Origin of the sequence: Amycolatopsis sp. NBC_00345, assembly GCF_036116635.1 — a bacterium.
Lineage (GTDB): Bacteria > Actinomycetota > Actinomycetes > Mycobacteriales > Pseudonocardiaceae > Amycolatopsis.
In genome coordinates, this window is the sequence record NZ_CP107995.1 from 1395190 (window position 1) to 1411898 (window position 16709).

Below are 16709 nucleotides of genomic sequence, written 5' to 3' on the forward strand. Positions count from 1 at the left end.
GCCCGGCACCCCGCTCTACACGGAGGTCCACAATGGACTACGTCGTACCCGCCGCTCCGCCGGAGCCGGGCCGGACCCGGGGCAGTGACTACGCCGAGCTGTCCGACCTGGTCAAGGCCGCCGGGCTACTGCGCCGCCGTCCGTACTACTACGCGCTGCGGGGCGGGGTGACCCTGCTGGTGTTCGGCGGCGCCTGGGTGCTGTTCGCGTTGCTCGGCGGCACCTGGTGGCAGCTGGGCACGGCGGTCCTGCTGGCCGTGGCGTACACGCAGCTGTCGTTCCTCGGCCACGACGCCGGGCACAAGCAGATCTTCCGGGGCCGCCGCGCCAACGACGCGGTGGGCTCGGGACTGGCCGGGCTGGTCGGGCTCAGCTACGGCTGGTGGGTCGGCAAGCACAACCGTCACCACGCGAACCCGAACGTCGAGGGCGCCGACCCGGACATCGACATGCCCGCGCTCGCGTTCAGCGCCCCGCAGGGCCGCGGCCGGACGGGATTCCTGCGCTGGATGGCGAAGTACCAGGCGTTCCTGTTCTTCCCGCTGCTCCTGCTGGAGGGCCTCGACCTGCACTGGTCGGGGATCAAGGCGGTGTGGCACGGCGGAATGCGGGCCCGGCGGCTCGAGGCCGGCCTGCTCACCGTCCACATCGGCGGCTACCTGGCCGCGGTGTTCCTGGTCCTGCCGGTCGGCCAGGCCTTCGTGTTCATCGCGGTGCACCAGGCCCTGTGGGGTGTCTACATGGGATGCTCGTTCGCGCCCAACCACAAGGCCATGCCGCACCTGGAAGAGGGCCACCAGCTGGACTTCCTGCGCCGGCAGGTGCTGACGTCGCACAACGTGAACGGCGGCCGCTGGGTGGTGGTCGCCCTCGGTGGCCTGAACTACCAGATCGAGCACCACCTGTTCCCGAGCATGCCGATGTCGACCCTGCGCCGTGCCCAGCCGCTCGTCCGCGAGTTCTGCGCCGCGCACGGCATCAGCTACAGCCAGGGCGGCCTGCTGGCGTCCTACCGGCAGATCCTGCGCCACCTGCACGAGGTGGGCGCACCACTGCGCGCCGCCGACGCCGCACGGTCACGGTCCTAGCCGGCTGCCGCGCCTTTCTGGCCCCACCGCTCTCGCCCCACCGTTGCCACCCCGCCGATCCCGGCCTCGACCCGAACGCTGAGGAGCGCCATGCTCACTCGAACCGTCGTCACCGTTCTTGTCGTACTGGCTGTCGCCTTCGGGGCCGTGGGGCTGGTGGCGATCCCGCCCGGCGCGCTGGCCGGCTGGGTGCTCCTGGCCGGGGCGGTCGGCCTGATCGCCTGGCAGGGCGCCGAACACCTGCCGGAGAACCGGTTCGTGACCCGGTCCCGGCGGCCCGCCTGGTGGGCCGGCACCGCGGCGGCGGCGCTGTGCCTGACGTTCTGCCTGGCGGTCACCGGCCTGGTCGCGGTCGCGGGCGCCGCCACGGCCGTGAGCTCGACGCTGCTGCTCCTGGCCGTGGTGGCCTGGGCCGGATGGCGTTCCACGGCCGCGAAGGCACCTCGGCCCGCGCGGGCCGAGGTGCCCCCCGCGCGCTTCTCGGTGGTCCCGCCGCCGCTCGTGGCCGCGGACCTCGCCACCGACGAGCTGTGCGTGGCCTGGCGCCGGAGCTACCTGGAACTGCTGCGGGCCGTCGACGAGCCGACTCGCCAACGGGTCGTCGTGCAGCGGCAGGAGTACCTCGACGAGCTGGAACGCCGCGACAGCCTCGGCTTCGCCCGCTGGCTCGACAGCGGTGCCCGCGCCGGCAGCGACCCCCGACGCTTCCTCACCAGCGGCGGCTGACGGTGCACCGGCCATGACCGAACTCGACGCCTGGGCGACCGTGAGACCGCTGGCCTGGAACGACAGCAGCCGCGCGGTGCTGCACGACGCCCTGGCACGGGCCACGCCGCGACCGTGGGCCGTCGACCTCGGCGACCAGGAAGTCGTGTTCCGCGAGCCGCCCGGCGGGCAAGCCCTCGACAGCGCGGCGCTGTACCGCTGTGGCGCGGCCCTGGCGGCGGCGTGGACGGTCCTGCGGGTCCTCGGCCACGACCTCGTCGCCGAATTCCCGGGAACGCCAGGACAACTAGCCGTCCTGCGAGTGGTCGGCCGCAGCTCACCGGCCGACCAGGACTGGCGGCGCTACGCGGCGATCCGGGACCTCACCGCCCCGGGCACCGTCCTGACGCCCGCGCCACCCGCCGCCCTGCAGGCGATCGTCGACGACAGCGCCTGGCCGGAGACCGAACTGGCGATTGTGGAAGACAGCACGCGGCCGAAGACCGAGCTGGCGATCGCGGACGTCAGCGCATTGCCAGTGGCCAAGTTGGCAGTCGTAGACAACGACGCGTGGCCGGCGACCGAGTTGGCGATTGTGGGCGACGGCGTGTTGCCGGTAACCGAGCTGGCGATTGTGGACGATGGCGCGTGGCCGGTAACCGAGCCGGCGAGCGTGGGCGACGGCGCGTGGTCAGCGACTGAGCCGGCACTGGTCCGTCCACAGTGGCCATTCGCGCCCGCCTCCGGCGAGTCTGCGGTCCTGGTGCTCACGAACGGCGCCGCGCGCCGTCACTACGTCCTGGCCGGGGCCGCGGTGCACCAGGCGCGGCTTTCGGCCGCCGCGTCCGGCTTCGGCACCGAGGTGATCACCGGTCCGCGGGCGCGCGCGGTGGCCGAGACGGCGGCGCTGCCCGGCCTCCCCCACGCGTTGCTGCGGTTCGGCACCCCTGGCTGAGCCCCAAGCCCCAAGCCCCGCACCCCCGGCGCCGGAAACAGAACCGGGCGAGCCGCACAGCGCGGCTCGCCCGGGTGTTCTGGCCGGAGTGCTCAGGCGCCCGGGCCGGAGTAGATCTCGCTCTTCGGCGGCTCACTCACGGTGACCGGCTTGTTCCAGTCGCTGAAGTTCATCGTGCCCTTGTCCGCGGCCTGCAGGAGCAGCAGGTAGTGCGGCTCGTCGGCGGCGACGTACGCGGTGCCCTCCGAGCTGGTGTACTTCAGCACCGAGGCGCCGTCGACGGTGCTCTTCTCGCCGCCGCTGAAGGTCGTCGTGCCGAGAGCGCCGACGGTGCCGTCCACGAAGGTCGTGTAGTCCAGGAACTCCTTGAAGGCGTCGCCGATGCCGGCGCCGATCTGGGAGGTCGACGGGACCCACTTGTCCTTGAGCTGCTTCACCACGCTGGAGGACGCCGGGATCCCGGCCTCCTTGATCAGCGAGTCGGTGAACCGGAAGAAGTACTTGTCCTTGACGCGCAGGACCGGCACCGCGACGCCGTCCTTGTCGACCGTGCCGCTCGCGCCGTCCTTGCTGAGCTTCAGGTCGAGCTTGACGGTGCCGCTCTCCGAGACAGTGCCCGAGACGTGCACCGAGGAGGCCTGCTTCGCGGCCTCGCTCACCGAGGTGCCGACCTTCGACGCTTCCAGCACGGCCGGGGTGGCGGACGACGAGGCGGCCGGGGCGGGGCCCGGGGCCGGCGCCCCGCTGGTGGGCGAGCCGGCGCAGGCCGTGCAGAGGACGGCGACGGCTCCGGCGGCGGCGAGCACACCGGGGCGGGCTCGGATCAGGCGTGCTCGAATCGGGCGTGCTCGGATCAGGCGCAGACGAATCATGTGGGAAATCCGTTCGTGAAGGCCCGAGTACTCCCCCGGGGCACGATCGGGTATCGCCCATAACGGTGATTCGTTACTGATCGTGCTCGCTGAGGGTGATAACGGGCGCCGGGGCGGGGTCGAGGGGGCCTGCCCATGACGCTCGCTCCACCTCCCGGGCCGCCTGGGTGGAGACGGTTCTCCACCCGGGATACAGCGCTGGGCGCACGACTCGCGAGGCCCGGATCCCTAGCGTTACTCCCATGACGGAAACACCCCGGATCGCGATCATCCGAAAAGGACAGTCGCAAGGGTGCGAACCCGTGGAAACCACCAAGCGAAGGGATCTTCCCGTGGCTGACACCACTGAAGAGGTAGCGGGGCGCACCGAGGGCCAGACGGGCGGGGCGCTGCGGAACCCGGCGACCAAGACCATGCTGAAGACCTTCTTCTGGGACTTCGGCCCCCCGGTGATCGTGTACTTCGTCGCGCAGATGTTCGGGGCGAGCACCTACGTCGCCCTGCTCGCCGGCACGGTGGTGTCGGGGGCGCGGGTGATCTGGGTCGCGCTCCGGCAGCGTCAGCTCGACCCGTTCGCCCTGTTCCTGCTGATCATGTTCGGCGTGGGCCTGGTCCTGACCTTCGTGACCGGTGACGTCCGCTTCATGCTGGCCAAGGACTCGGCCACGTCGGCCGCCGCCGGGCTGGTCATGGTGGGCAGCTGCGTGATCGGCCGCCCGCTCGTCTATTACGCGGCCAAGCGGATGGCCGTGTCGTCGGGGCGGCAGGCGGAGTTCGCCGCGACCGCGCAGACCCCGCCGATGCGCCGGCGCTGGTACCGCATCTCCCTGGTCTGGGGCTTCGGGCTGCTCGCCGAGTCCGCCCTCCGGATCCTGGCCATCTACGTGCTGCCGCTGAACGTCGCGGCCGACCTGTCGCAGGTGCTGCTGATCGGCGTCATCGCCGCGCTGCTGTTCTGGACCATCCGCTCGGCCAAGCGGGCGGCCCCGGCCCCGGCCGCACGCTGACCGGCCCGGCCCGCCCACCCCAGAAGACAGGAGCAAGGAAATGAACGGGACCCTGCAAGTAGTGCTGATCATCGCGGTGATCGCCTACGTGCTCATCCGCCGGCTGGCCGGGGAGCCGGCCGAGGCGAAGCGGATGCTGATCCTGCCGGCGATCCTGATCATCGTCGGCTTGAGCAACCTCGACGACCTGACCCACTCCGGGACGGCGCTGCTGTTCCTCATCGGGACCGTGCTGATCAGCGCGGCGCTGGGCGCCCTGCGCGGCATCAGCATCAAGCTGCCGCGGCGCGACGGCATCGTCTTCATGCGCTACACCGCCGTGACCATCGCGCTGTGGGTCGGCAACATCGGGGTGAAGTTCGGCGCGAACCTGCTGCTCGGCGCGATCGACAAGAGCGGCGCGGCGGCCCTCGGCAACACGATGTTCCTGACCGTGGGCGTCGGCATGCTGCTGGAGGGCGTGGTGGTGCTGGCCCGCGCGCTGCGCACCGGCGACCAGGTCATCTGGGCCCAGGGCCGGGACGGTGCGCCGCACCGGACCTCGCCGTGGCTCGACGACCTCCAGCGGCAGCTCTCCCACCGCGGCCGAGACTGACTCCCGGCCTGCGGGGCGGCACCCGGTCGTTAGGGTGTGAAACGACCGAGACGACATCGAGGACGGCCATGGAGCAGGTGCGGACGCCGCGGGCGCGGCCCGGCCGGAGCGTCGAGGACCTGCTCCGGCCGTTCGTCTTCGCCATGCTGGTCCTGGTCACCTCGTTCCAGTTCGCCACCCGCCCGCTGGTCTCCCCGGCGCTCGCGGTCACGCTGTTCGCCGCGGTCGTGCTGCTCGCGACCGTCGGCCTCTTCTCCTGGGCCCGGATTCCCGTGGCCGGCCAGGTCGGCCTGACGCTGGCCTTCTCGGTCCTTTCGGCGATCCTGCTGCCCCTGGCGCAGTCGACGATCGCGCCGGCCTTCGCGTTCATCGCGTCGGCGGTCGTGGGCGAGAAGCTCGCCTCCCGCCGCACGGCGGTCCTGGTCGCCGCGGCCGGCGCCGTCACCACGGCTGCCGCCGTCTGGCTGGTCGAGGACATCCACCCGCTGGGCTCGGCCTGGCCGTGGTGGCTCGGCCTGTCCGTGGTCGCCCCGGTCTACCTCGGCATCTCCCGCCAGAACCACCAGGACGCGGTGCGGAACGCGGAGCGGGCGTTCCGCTCGGAAGCGCGCGAGGTGGCGCTGCTGGAGCGCGGCCGGATCGCGCGCGAGATCCACGACGTGCTGGGGCACTCGCTGTCCGGCATCTCGCTGCAGCTGGACCTGGCCGACGCGCTGCACGGCAAGGGCCGCGACGGGGAGGCGAACCTCGCCGTCCGGCGGGCCCGCGCGCTGGCCGTCGACAGCATCGCCGAGACCCGGCACGCGATCGAGGCCCTGCGTGAGGACTCCCTGCCGCTGAGCCGGACGCTGGAGCTGATGGCCATCGGGGACTCCGTCCCGCTCGAGGTGACGGGGAAGCAGTGGCCGGTGCCGACCGAGGTCGCGCACGCCGTGATCCGGGCCGCGCAGGAAGCACTGGTCAACGCGGCGAAACACGCCCCCGGCGCGGACCGTTCGATGACGCTCCGGTACACCCCGGGCTCGGTCGGCCTGACCGTCGCGAATGGCCCCGCCACGCGGGAGGCCCGCCCGGGCCTCGCGGTCGGCGGCGGCATGGGGCTGGTGAGCATGCGGGAACGGATCGCGCTGCTGGGCGGCACGCTGCGGACCGGTCCCGGCACGGATGGCACGGGCTGGATCGTCGAACTGGAGATACCGAAGTGACTCTTTCGCTTGTCGTCGTGGACGACCAGGCCTCGGTGCGGGAGGCGCTCGCGGTGATGCTGGACCTCGCCGACGGCATCAGCGTCGTCGCGACCGCCACCCACGGGGGCGAGGCGGTCGAGGCCGTCGCGCGGCACGAGCCGGACGTGGTGCTGATGGACCTGCACATGCCGGTGATGGACGGCGTCGAGGCGACCGGGCGGATCAAGGCCGCCCAGCCCGCGGTCCAGGTCGTGGTGCTGACCACGTTCGACGACGACGAGTCCATCCTGGCCGCGCTCGAGGCCGGCGCGAGCGGCTACCTGACCAAGGAGGCCGACCGAGCGAAGATCGAGCAGGCCGTGCGCAGCGCGGGCGCCGGCCAGGTCGTGCTGGCCCCGGAGGTGCAGCGCCGCCTGCTCTCCCTCGCGACGCGCCGGTCCCGCGGGGGCGAGGAGCCCGGGTTCGACTTCACCGCGCGCGAACGCGAGATCCTGGGCCTGATCGGCGAGGGCCTGCGCAACCCGGAGATCGCGGGACGGCTGTTCATCAGCGAGGCCACCGTCAAGACCCACATCAACAACCTGTTCGCCAAAGCGGGCTTCCACTCCCGCGCCGACGCCGTCCGCTACGCGCTGAGCACGGCCGAGCCGGGCGGGTACCGCCGCCAGGACTGACGGCGGCGGCCGCCGGGAATGCGCCCCAATGCGGCGTTGGTTGCGCTCAACGCACCCAATGTGGCGTTCGGTGCGTCCAACGCACCGAACGCCACATTGGGGCGGATCCGCGTGCGGAGGCGGGGGACCGGGAGATCTGCGAAGCTGCAGCGATGACCTCCCGGAAGTCTTCTCCGTGGCTCAGCTGGACAACGCTGGCGCCGGCGATCGCGGTCGTCGCGCTGCTGCTGACCTGGGGCCGCACGCTCGGGACCCTGCCGGTGGTCGTGGTCGCGGTGGTGCTGGCGGCCGCGGTGCTGGCGGCGGTGCACCACGCGGAGGTCGTGGCGCACCGGGTGGGGGAGCCGTTCGGGTCGCTGGTGCTGGCCGTCGCCGTGACGGTGATCGAGGTGGCGCTGATCATCACGCTGATGATCTCCGGCGGCCCGAAAACCGGCTCGCTGGCCCGTGACACCGTGTTCGCCGCCGTGATGATCACCTGCAACGGGATCCTCGGGCTGTCGCTCCTGGTGGGCGCGTGGCGCAACCCGGTGACCGTGTTCAACGCCGAGGGCACGGGCTCCGCGCTCGGCACCGTCGCGGCGCTGGCGACGCTCTGCCTGGTGCTGCCCAGCTTCACCGCCGCCCGGCCGGGACCGGAGTTCTCGCCCACGCAGCTGGCCTTCGCCGCGATCGCCTCGCTCCTGCTGTACGGCATGTTCGTGCTCACCCAGACCGTGCGGCACCGCGACTTCTTCCTGCCGGTCGACGACGAAGGCGAGGTGCTCGAAGAAGAGGAGCACGTGGCGCCGCCGACCACCAAGGCGGCGCTGACCAGCCTCGGGCTGCTGCTGGTGGCGCTGGTCGCGGTGGTCGGGCTGGCGAAGGTGGAGTCGCCGGCGATCGAGTCCGGGGTGGCCGCGCTGGGGTTCCCGCAGTCGTTCGTCGGGGTGGTGATCGCGCTGCTCGTGCTGCTGCCCGAGACGCTCGCCGCGGCCAACGCCGCCCGCCGCGGCCGCGTCCAGGTGAGCCTCAACCTGTCGCTCGGCTCGGCGATGGCCAGCATCGGCCTGACCATCCCGGCGATCGCGGTGGCGTCCATCTGGCTCTCCGGGCCGCTGCAGCTCGGGCTGGACCCCACCCAGATCGTGCTGCTGGTGATCACCGTCGTGGTGGGGGTGCTGACCGTCGTGCCGGGCCGCGCCACCCGGCTGCAGGGCGGCGTGCACCTGGTGCTGCTGGCGGCGTTCGTGTTCCTCGCGGCGCTGCCCTGACCGGCGCCGACGTAAACTCGCCCGTACCGGTCAGTTTCGGGAGGGCGAGAGACGCATGGCACGACGCGGTGACGCGCTGCGGGAGCACATCCTGTGGGCGGCGAAGGACGTCTTCATCGAGATGGGCTTCGAACGCGCGTCGATGGACGTCGTGGCCGCGCGGGCCGAAACCTCGAAGCGCTCGCTGTACGCGCACTTCGAGAGCAAGGACAAGCTGTTCCTCGCCGTCCTCGACCTGGTGCGCGAGCTCTACTTCGAGCAGCTCAAGACCCCGCGCGACTACGCCGAGGACGCGACCGAGGCGACCGTGCTGTTCTGCGGCCGCTTGCTGCAGCTGCTGCTGTGGCGCTCGGCGCTCCGTACCTGTCGGCTGAGCATGGCCGAGGCCGAGCGCCTGCCGGAGGCGGCGGCCCGCTACTACGACGCGATCTTCGCGACGCCACAGGAGCGCCTCGCGTCCTTCGTCGGGGAGTCGTTCGACCTCGAACCGGGCGCCGCCGACGATCTGGCCCGCGAACTCCTCGGCCGCACGGTGTACCCGCGGCTCTTTCGCGCCCTCCTCGGCGTCGAACCGCCTTTGGACGAGCGGCCGGACGAAGCAGCTGTCACGCGTGACATCGACGTCGCCGCCATCCGGCGGGCGCTGGCGGACCTGCTGGCGGGAACCGCGCTAGGGTCGTGCGCGTTGGAAAAGCAGTGATCAAGACACCGGAATGAAGGACGAAGTGCAGGGGATGGCGACAACGAGGGAGTCCGGCTCCGCGGTGGACGGCGACCGGGACACGGACGGCTTCACGGTGCCCGCCGGGTTCCTGATGGTCTACAAGTTCGCCATCGAGGAGCTGATGACGAAGCTGCGGATCCTCAGCGAGGAGTTCGACTTCGCCCACCGGCACGACCCGATCGAGCACATCAGCAGCCGGGTCAAGCGGCCCGAAGCCATCGGGCAGAAGCTGCGCCGGCGCGGGCTGGCCACCGACGCCGGGACCATCACCGAGCAGCTCGACGACATCGCGGGTGTGCGCGTGGTCTGCCCGTTCCTCTCCGACGTCTACCACGTCGCGCGGATGCTGACCGGCCAGGACGACGTGGAACTGGTGCGCAGCAAGGACTACGTGGCGAACCCGAAGGACAACGGCTACCGCAGCCTGCACCTGATCGTGCGGATCCCGGTGTTCCTGTCCGACCGGGTGGAGAAGGTCAAGGTCGAGGTGCAGCTGCGCACCATCGCGATGGACTTCTGGGCCACCCTGGAGCACAAGCTGTTCTACAAGTACACCGACCAGCTGCCCGAGGACTTCGCCGGCGAGCTGGCCAGCACCGCGGTCGTGGCCGCGCAGCTGGACACCCGGATGCAGCAGCTGCACGAGCGCATGCGCGGCACCAGCAACCTGGTCGCCCCGCTGTAATAGTCCCCGCTGTAATAGTCCTTTGTGGACTGGTGGATTCGCCGGACGGCTGGGATGCTGGGTGCGGCCGGGTCGGCGAGGGACGGGGGAGCACGTGAACAGGTCCGTGAAGGTCAGGCTCGGCGTCGGCATCGGGGTGGTGGTCCTCGGTTCGCTGGCCGGGGCGTGCGGCGCGCAGCCGGGATCGGGCACGAGCGGGACGACGGCCGTGACAGCCACCCAGACCGTCACCGATACGGCCGGTCCCTCCGCGGCATCGGTGTCGCCACCGCCGCCGCCCACTGCGAGCGCCGACATCGTGGTCCCGGACGTGTCCGGCATGAACCACCAGGCCGCGCAGAACGCCATGCAGGCCGCGGGCCTGTACAACCTCCGCGAGGTCGACTCCACCGGCCGGCACCGGGCGATGATCCTCGACCGCAACTGGTGCCAGACCGGCCAGGATCCCAAGCCGGGCACCAAGGTCGCGGTGCATGCGGTGATCACCCTGTACGCCCGCAAGTGCGACGAGCACTGACCCCGGCCGGTTCGGGGGCGTTCGTGATTGAGTGTACAGTCGTGCACTGAAATAACTCGGCGCGGACGAGGCGGCCCGGTGGATCACGATCAGACGCTCCTGGACGAACCCGCCGGCCCGGCGGCGAGCACCACTTCCGAGCGCGCCCGCCGGGCGGCTCGTGGGCGGGGCACACGCCGGCCGTTCGGGTCCTGGCTGCTGGGGCCGGTGGACCAGGGCGTCCGGATGCTGCGGGTGCGGGTCCAGCTGCTGCTGACCGGGACGCTGATCGCCACCAACGTGATCGGGGCGGCGGTGGTCGTCGTGCTGGCGGTCCTGCTGGTGCCCGGGCCGGGGTTGAGTGCCGAGCTGGTGCTGGCGACGGCGGTGGCTGTGCCCGTGTACGTCGTTTCCGCGGTCGTGGTGGGCGCGCTGTGGGGCACCCGGGGCGCGTTGAAGACGCTCAGATGGGTGATCCAGCAACGCCCGCCGACCCCGGCCGAACGGGCCGCCACGGCGCGGGTGCCGCTGCGGCTGACCTTGGTGCAGGCCGTCTTGTGGGGCGTGGCGACGCTGCTGTTCGGCGGGCTGGCCCTGGCGCTGCAGCCCGCCGCGGTGCTGACGGAGGTGCTCACCGTCGGGCTGGCCGGCGTGGTCGTGTGCGCGAACGCCTACCTGCTGAGCGAATTCTCGCTCCGGCCGATCGCGGCCAGGGCGCTGTCGGACACGACGCCGGGGCACCGGCGCATCGGCGGGGTCACCCTGCGGAGCCTGCTGTTCTGGTGCCTGGGCACCGGTGTGCCGGTCACCGGGCTGGTGGCCACGGCGTTGCTGGCGTGGGTGCGCGAGGACGTGTCGAAGACCCAGCTGGTGGTCTCCGTCGTCGCGCTCGGGCTGGTGGTGCTGTGCTTCGGGCTGCTGATCACGGTGTTCACCACCCGGGCGACCGTCTCGCCGATCCGCTCGGTGCGGGACGCGCTGCGCCGGATCGAGCGGGGCGACTTCAGTGCCGAGGTCCCGGTCTACGACGGCACGGAACTCGGCCTGCTGCAGGCCGGCTTCAACCGGATGGCCGCCGGGCTGCGGGAGCGGGAGCGGATGCGCGACCTGTTCGGCCGCCACGTCGGCGAGGAGGTCGCCGACGAGGCGATGCGCGGCCGCGCCGGGCTGGGCGGGGTGGTGCGCACGGTGTCGGTGCTGTTCGTCGACGTCATCGGGTCCACCACACTGGCGGCGACGCGGCCGCCCGAAGAGGTGGTCGGGCTGCTGAACCGGTTCTTCACGGTGGTGGTCGACGAAGTGGACGGCCACCACGGCCTGGTCAACAAGTTCGTCGGCGACGCCGTGCTGGCGGTTTTCGGCGCCCCGGCGGCGATGGACGACCACGCGGCCCACGCGCTCGCGGCGGCGCGGGTGATCGCCGAGCGGCTCGTCCGCGAGGTGCCGGACTGCGCGGCCGGAATCGGCGTCGCGACGGGCGAAGCGGTCGCCGGGAACGTGGGCGACCCGCGCCGGTTCGAGTACACCGTGATCGGCGACCCGGTCAACGAGGCCGCGCGGCTGAGCGAGCAGGCGAAAAAGGTCCCGGGCCGGCTTGTCGCGTCCGGGACGGCCGTCGCGGCGGCGGGCGCGGACGAGGGCGCGCGGTGGCGGACGGCCGGCGAGGTGACGCTGCGCGGCCGCACCGAGGCGACCGTGCTCGCCGTCCCGGCCGGCTGAAGGGTCTCGCTTGCGCCGGCTGGCCTTCCTGGCCGCGCACACCTCGAAGATCGACTTCGGCCTGCTGGTCACGGGCGTGACCTACCGGCACCCGGGACTGCTCGCGAAAATCGTCACCACCTTCGACGTGCTGTCCGGCGGCCGGGCCGTGCTCGGCGCCGCCTGGTTCGAGCGCGAGCACCGCGCGCTCGGCAACCTGTACGCCACGTCGCCGGCCGACGTCGAGCACAAGCTGGACGTGCTGCGCCGGCACTGCGACGACCTCGGCCGCGACTTCGGCACGATCCGCGTCACCGTCGCGGCCATGAAGCCGCGCCCGGAGCCCGGCACCCGCGACCAGTTCGTCCGCCAGATGGCGGCGTACGCCCGGATCGGCGTGCACACCGCCATCATCACCCGGTCGTCGGCTCCGCGGCCGCCTGGATCGACGGCATGGCCCCGGTCGTCCCGCAGCTGGCCGAACTCGGCTGAGCTGCTTTTCGCGGCCGGGAGCGGGAAGAAAGCCACGGCCGGGACCCTGTCCGTCCATATCGGACAGTGTCCGGCCGGATACCGCCGGTGGCGGCTGAGCGGTGCGGCCCGGACCGGTGACCGCGGAACCGGGTGGCGGTGGGGTCACTGCGGGCCCGGTCACGTTGTCGCACCGTTTTGTCGGTGGTGACCCGTACCCTGAACAAGTGAGCAATTCGGCCGGCGGGAACCCCGTCGGCCCCCCTTCTTCCCTTGAGCGCCCCGGCGCGGATCTCCAGGAGCCCCACGCATGACGCACACCACGAACGCCGCCTCACCGGCCCAGGAGCGCGCGCCGTCCGCGCCCGGGCTGTTGATCGGGGTGCTGGTCGGATCGGCCTTCGTGATGATCCTCAACGAGACCATCCTGAGCGTCGCGCTGCGCGACCTCACCGCCGACCTCGGCGTGCCCACGACCACCATCCAATGGCTGACCAGCGGATTCCTGCTCACCATGGCCGTGGTCATCCCGACCACGGGCTTCCTGCTCGAACGGTTCAGCCCGCGCAGCGTGTTCCTCTTCTCGCTGTCGGCGTTCAGCCTCGGCACGCTGCTGTGCGGCGTCGCGCCCGGGTTCGGCCTGCTGCTGGCCGGGCGCATCGTGCAGGCCTGCGGCACGGCGGTGATGCTGCCGTTGCTGATGACCACGGTGATGCGGCTGGTGCCGGTGCACCGGCGGGGCGCGATGATGGGCACGATCAGCATCGTCATCGCCGTCGCGCCGGCCATCGGGCCGACCATCGGCGGCGCGGTGCTGTCCTCGCTGGGCTGGCGCTGGATGTTCTGGATCGTGCTGCCGCTGTCGCTCGCCGCGCTGGTCGTCGGCGCGGTGCGGCTGCGGATCGGCAGCGAGACCCGCAAGGTGCCGCTCGACGTGGTGTCGGTGCTGCTGTCCGCGATCGGGTTCGGCGGCGTGCTGTACGGGCTGTCCACGGCCGGCGAGTCCGGCGGTGCGGAGCCGTTCGTGCCGCCGTGGGTGGCCATCGTGGTGGGCGCTGTCTCGCTCGTGGTGTTCACCTGGCGCCAGACCCGGCTGCAGCGCCGTGACCGGGCGCTGCTGGACCTGCGGCCGTTCACGCACCGCGGGTTCGTCGTGGCGCTGGTGCTGACCGCGCTGCTGTTCATGTGCCTGATCGGCGCGGGCGCGATCCTGCTGCCGCTGTACCTGCAGACCGTGCTGCACACCTCGACCCTGGTGAGCGGCCTGGCCGTGCTGCCCGGCGGGCTGGTCCTCGGCCTGCTCGGCCGCCCGGTCGGCGCGTGGTTCGACAAGGTCGGATCCCGTCCGCTGGTCATCCCGGGCTCGGCGGCCATGGCGCTCTCGCTGTGGCTGTTCACCACGCTCGGGCCGGGCTCGCCGCTGATCGCGGTGATCGCCATCCACGTGCTGCTGATGGCCGGGCTGGGCCTGATGATGACCCCGCTGATGACCGAGTCCCTCGGCGTGCTGCCCGACCACCTGTATTCCCACGGCAGCGCGATCCTCTCGACGCTGCAGCAGGTGGCGGGCGCGCTCGGCACCACCGTGTTCGTCACCGTCGCCACGGTCGCGAGCTCGGGCGGTTCCGCCGCCAGCCCGGACTCCTCGGGCCTGCACGCCGCCTTCATCGTGGCCGGCTGCATCGGTGTCGCGGCCTTCGGCATGTCGTGGCTGGTGCGGTCCACTCGCACCTCGTCGGAGCCGGAGCCGGAGCAGTCCTGAGCGGTGCGCCTCGGCAACGGACACTGCCGCCGTTGCCGAGGCGCACCGTTCTTCAGCGGTGGCCGTAAGTGAGGCGCCGCAACGGGGACCCGGGGGAGCGCGAGTTCACGTTCGGCCCGGACCTGATCCTCGACGGCCTCGCCGCGACCGTCGCCAGGAGTCATCCCGCCTGAAGAAGAACGACGGCCGCTGCGGCTGTTTCCGTTGCGGTGCAAGGGAAACAGTCACAGCGGCCGAGGTAACCGCGCGGGCCAGCCGGCGCACGGCCGGCCGGCCCGGATCTCAGCCTCAGTCTCAGCCGAGGTCGAAGCGGTCGTTGCTCATCACCTTGTCCCACGCGGCCACGAAGTCGCGCACGAACTTCTCCTTGGCGTCGTCGCTCGCGTAGACCTCCGCGACGGCGCGCAGCTCGGAGTTCGAGCCGAACAGCAGGTCGACGCGGCTGCCGGTCCACTTGACCTGGCCGTCGGCGCCGCGGGCCTCGAAGGTCTCCGGGTTCGGGCCGTCCTCCGCCGGCTTCCACTCCGTGCCCAGGTCGAGCAGGTTCGCGAAGAAGTCGTTGGTCAGCGTGCCCGGGGCCGAGGTGAGCACGCCCGCGCCCGACTGCCGGTAGTTGGCGCCCAGCACCCGCAGGCCGCCCACGAGCACGGTCAGCTCGGGAGCGCTCAGGTTCAGCAGGTTCGCGCGGTCGACCAGCAGGTACTCCGACGGGAGCTGGTTGCCCTTGCCGCGGTAGTTGCGGAACCCGTCGGCGGACGGCTCCAGCGGCGCGAACGACTCGGTGTCGGTCTGCTCCTCCGTCGCGTCGGTACGGCCCGGGGCGAACGGCACCTGAACCTCGACGCCGCCGTCCTTCGCGGCCTTCTCGACCGCGGCGACGCCGCCCAGCACGATGAGGTCGGCCAGCGAGACCTTCTTCCCACCGGTCTGCGCGCCGTTGAAGGACTCCTGGATGCCTTCGAGCGTGCCCAGCACCTGCGCCAGCGTCTCGGGCTCGTTGACCTCCCAGCCGCGCTGCGGCTCGAGGCGGATGCGCGCGCCGTTGGCGCCACCGCGCTTGTCACCGGCGCGGAACGTCGAGGCCGACGCCCACGCGGTCGAGACGAGCTGCGCGACGGTCAGGCCCGAGCCGAGGATCTTCGCCTTGAGGTCCGCGATCTCGGCGGCCCCGACCAGCTCGTGGTCGACGGCCGGGACGCGGTCCTGCCAGATCAGCTCCTCCTGCGGGACCAGCGGCCCGAGGTAACGCTGGATCGGGCCCATGTCGCGGTGGGTGAGCTTGAACCAGGCGCGGGCGAACGCGTCGGCGAACTGGTCCGGGTTCTCGTAGAAACGCCGCGAGATCGGCTCGTAGACCGGGTCGAAGCGGAGCGCGAGGTCGCTGGTCAGCATGGACGGGCTGCGGTTGAGCTTGCCGTCCTGCGGGTCCGGCACGGTGTTCTTCGCCTTGCCGTCCTTCGGCGTCCACTGGTTCGCCCCGGCCGGGCTCTGGGTCAGCTCCCAGTCGTACTCGAACAGGTTGTGGAAGAACCAGTTGCTCCACTGGGCCGGGGTGGGCGTCCAGGTGACCTCCAGCCCGGAGCCGATGGCGTCGCGGCCCTTGCCGGTGCCGAAGTCGTTCTTCCAGCCCAGCCCCTGCTGCTCGAGCGGCGCGGCCTCGGGCTCGGGGCCCTTGTGCGATTCCGGTCCGGCACCGTGGGTCTTGCCGAAGGTGTGCCCGCCGGCGATCAGCGCGACGGTCTCCTCGTCGTTCATCGCCATGCGGCTGAAGGTCTCGCGGATGTCGCGCGCCGAGGCGAGCGGGTCCGGGTTCCCGTTGGGGCCCTCGGGGTTGACGTAGATCAGGCCCATCTGGACGGCCGCGAGCGGCTTCTCCAGCTCGCGGTCACCGGCGTAGCGCTCGTCGGCGAGCCAGACGCGCTCCGGGCCCCAGTACACGTCCTCGTCGGGCTCCCACACGTCCGCGCGGCCGCCGGCGAAGCCGAAGGTCTCGAAGCCCATGGTCTCCAGGGCGCGGTTGCCGGTGAAGATCATCAGGTCGGCCCACGAGATCTTGCGGCCGTACTTCTTCTTGACCGGCCACAGCAGCCGGCGCGCCTTGTCCAGGTTCACGTTGTCCGGCCAGCTGTTCAGCGGTGCGAACCGCTGCATGCCGGCGCCCGCGCCGCCGCGGCCGTCCTCGATGCGGTAAGTGCCCGCGCTGTGCCAAGCCATCCGGATCATCAGCGGGCCGTAGTGGCCGAAGTCGGCGGGCCACCAGTCCTGCGACGTGGTCAGCAGCGCGTCGACGTCGGCGGCCAGCTCGTCGAGGTCGACGGTCTGGAACGCGGCCGCGTAGTCGAACCCGGCGTCCATGGGGTTGGCCACGGCCGAGTGCTTCCGGAGGATCTTCAGGTTGAGCTGGTGGGGCCACCACTCACGGTTGCTGCCGCCCTCGGTGGGGTGGCCGAGGCGTCCGGCCGAGACCGGGCAGCCGCCCGCGCTCTCCTCGTTCTTCTCGCCGACGACGGCGTCAGGGCTGTCAGACACAGAAATCC

General features: G+C 71.8%; 16 protein-coding genes. 14 read left to right on the top strand and 2 right to left on the bottom strand.

Annotation, left to right across the window (positions count from 1 at the left end; genetic code table 11):
• The first annotated feature begins 32 nt into the window (after positions 1-32).
• From OG943_RS06355 to OG943_RS06365, 3 genes are all read left to right on the top strand, one after another.
• A complete protein-coding gene (locus OG943_RS06355; protein WP_328608745.1) occupies positions 33-1088 on the top strand; it encodes a fatty acid desaturase family protein in 1056 nt (351 codons plus the stop codon).
• Positions 1089-1178: 90 nt separating this feature from the next.
• The gene (locus tag OG943_RS06360; protein WP_328608746.1) at positions 1179-1814 is read left to right on the top strand and encodes a hypothetical protein; all 636 of its coding nucleotides are present in this window, start codon (positions 1179-1181) and stop codon (positions 1812-1814) included.
• A gap of 13 nt (positions 1815-1827) precedes the next feature.
• On the top strand, positions 1828-2748 hold the full coding sequence (locus tag OG943_RS06365; protein ID WP_328608747.1) for a hypothetical protein: 921 nt from the start codon (positions 1828-1830) through the stop codon (positions 2746-2748).
• A 92-nt stretch (positions 2749-2840) separates the two neighbouring features.
• Here the strand turns inward: OG943_RS06365 and OG943_RS06370 are convergent, their stop codons facing one another.
• A complete protein-coding gene (locus OG943_RS06370) occupies positions 2841-3620 on the bottom strand; it encodes a hypothetical protein (protein ID WP_328608748.1) in 780 nt (259 codons plus the stop codon).
• Between the two features lie 332 nt (positions 3621-3952).
• Between OG943_RS06370 and OG943_RS06375 the strand changes: the two genes are divergently transcribed.
• The 11 genes from OG943_RS06375 (at position 3953) to OG943_RS06425 (ending at position 14172) form a co-directional block, all read left to right on the top strand.
• The gene (locus OG943_RS06375; RefSeq protein WP_328608749.1) at positions 3953-4627 is read left to right on the top strand and encodes a VC0807 family protein; all 675 of its coding nucleotides are present in this window, start codon (positions 3953-3955) and stop codon (positions 4625-4627) included.
• A 40-nt stretch (positions 4628-4667) separates the two neighbouring features.
• Positions 4668-5222 carry a DUF1453 domain-containing protein gene (locus OG943_RS06380; protein ID WP_328608750.1) on the top strand — a complete coding sequence of 185 codons (555 nt, stop codon included), beginning with the start codon at positions 4668-4670 and terminating at the stop codon, positions 5220-5222.
• 68 nt (positions 5223-5290) lie between these two features.
• Complete coding sequence (locus OG943_RS06385; RefSeq protein ID WP_328608751.1) at positions 5291-6427, top strand: sensor histidine kinase; 1137 nt, start codon at positions 5291-5293, stop codon at positions 6425-6427.
• A complete protein-coding gene (locus OG943_RS06390) occupies positions 6424-7083 on the top strand; it encodes a response regulator transcription factor (RefSeq protein WP_328608752.1) in 660 nt (219 codons plus the stop codon). Before OG943_RS06385 ends, OG943_RS06390 begins: the two co-directional genes overlap by 4 nt.
• A gap of 152 nt (positions 7084-7235) precedes the next feature.
• The gene (locus OG943_RS06395; RefSeq protein WP_328608753.1) at positions 7236-8336 is read left to right on the top strand and encodes a calcium:proton antiporter; all 1101 of its coding nucleotides are present in this window, start codon (positions 7236-7238) and stop codon (positions 8334-8336) included.
• A 55-nt stretch (positions 8337-8391) separates the two neighbouring features.
• Positions 8392-9036: a TetR/AcrR family transcriptional regulator gene (locus OG943_RS06400; RefSeq protein WP_328608754.1), complete on the top strand. Its 645-nt coding sequence runs from the start codon at positions 8392-8394 to the stop codon at positions 9034-9036.
• 115 nt (positions 9037-9151) lie between these two features.
• Positions 9152-9745: a GTP pyrophosphokinase gene (locus tag OG943_RS06405; RefSeq protein WP_328612014.1), complete on the top strand. Its 594-nt coding sequence runs from the start codon at positions 9152-9154 to the stop codon at positions 9743-9745.
• Between the two features lie 94 nt (positions 9746-9839).
• Positions 9840-10262, top strand: coding sequence for a hypothetical protein (locus OG943_RS06410; protein ID WP_328608755.1), 423 nt, complete (start codon positions 9840-9842; stop codon positions 10260-10262).
• A gap of 225 nt (positions 10263-10487) precedes the next feature.
• Complete coding sequence (locus tag OG943_RS06415) at positions 10488-11960, top strand: adenylate/guanylate cyclase domain-containing protein (RefSeq protein ID WP_328612015.1); 1473 nt, start codon at positions 10488-10490, stop codon at positions 11958-11960.
• Positions 11961-11970: 10 nt separating this feature from the next.
• The gene (locus OG943_RS06420) at positions 11971-12621 is read left to right on the top strand and encodes an LLM class flavin-dependent oxidoreductase (RefSeq protein WP_442874692.1); all 651 of its coding nucleotides are present in this window, start codon (positions 11971-11973) and stop codon (positions 12619-12621) included.
• A 99-nt stretch (positions 12622-12720) separates the two neighbouring features.
• Positions 12721-14172 (top strand): DHA2 family efflux MFS transporter permease subunit, encoded by a 1452-nt coding sequence (locus tag OG943_RS06425; RefSeq protein ID WP_328608756.1) that lies wholly within the window; start codon positions 12721-12723, stop codon positions 14170-14172.
• Between the two features lie 294 nt (positions 14173-14466).
• Here the strand turns inward: OG943_RS06425 and katG are convergent, their stop codons facing one another.
• Positions 14467-16701, bottom strand: coding sequence for a catalase/peroxidase HPI (katG, locus tag OG943_RS06430; protein ID WP_328608757.1), 2235 nt, complete (start codon positions 16699-16701; stop codon positions 14467-14469).
• Positions 16702-16709: the final 8 nt, after the last annotated feature.